This is a genomic window from Oceanipulchritudo coccoides (assembly GCF_010500615.1).
Taxonomy (GTDB): Bacteria; Verrucomicrobiota; Verrucomicrobiia; order Opitutales; family Oceanipulchritudinaceae; genus Oceanipulchritudo; species Oceanipulchritudo coccoides.
Map to the genome: position 1 here is coordinate 1 of NZ_JAAGNX010000011.1, position 726 is coordinate 726.

2 protein-coding genes are annotated in these 726 nt (G+C 57.7%); both read right to left on the reverse strand.

From position 1 onward, the window contains the following. Positions 1-490 (reverse strand): 50S ribosomal protein L10 (gene rplJ / locus G0Q06_RS14200; protein ID WP_163967431.1); only part of this gene is annotated, 490 nt, incomplete at its 3' end. Positions 491-528: 38 nt separating this feature from the next. Beyond that, the coding region (locus G0Q06_RS14580; RefSeq protein WP_238710902.1) for a hypothetical protein at positions 529-726 on the reverse strand (198 nt) is incomplete at its 5' end.

Consider the following 726-nt stretch of genomic DNA (forward strand, 5'->3'; position numbering starts at 1 on the left):
TGGACAAGATGGATGCGATATTGCTTGCAGGTGCGCCAATGGCCCCGGCAATGTTCGAAGCAGGTGCGCCCAGCATGCCTGCGATGGTAGCGATAAGCTCCTCGCGCGATGGCATCTTGGACACGGCTTCGACACCGGAAGCGTCCAACGCATTCTCACCCATAGCGCCGCCAAGAATGACAAAATTGTCGTTCCCTTTGGCGAAATCCTGAGCAACCTTGGCCGCGGCCACAGGGTCCTCAGAATAGGTCAGAACGGTCATACCCGTCAGAAGGTCAGCGATGCTTGCGCATGGCTTGCCCTCAAGGGCGATCTTGGCGAGCCTGTTTTTGGCAACACGCACAGACCCGCCCGCTTCGCGTGCACGCGCGCGCAGGTCCTGCATTTCAGCAACTGTCAGACCGGCGTAGTGGCTAACCACAACGACGCCAGAGCTTTCAAAGATCTGGCCGAGTTCGTCGACCAACTGTTCTTTTTGTGCTCTATCCACAGTTTCACTCCAAATTTGGGCAGGTTTCCCCACCCGGCTCAGTTAAGAGGCGCTATGGTCTGCGCCCCGTTTCGGGTCCAATTCAGGGTCCCGAGTCCAAAACCGCCCGAAGGCTGGAATTTTCTCGTTTCCCATCTCAGGAAGGAATTATTCAGAGTTGCCCCTGAACCCTCCGTCTCGGACAGAAGCAAGGCCGATTGCGCGGCCCTGCCTATCTGGCGGGTTGCCCCGCCAAA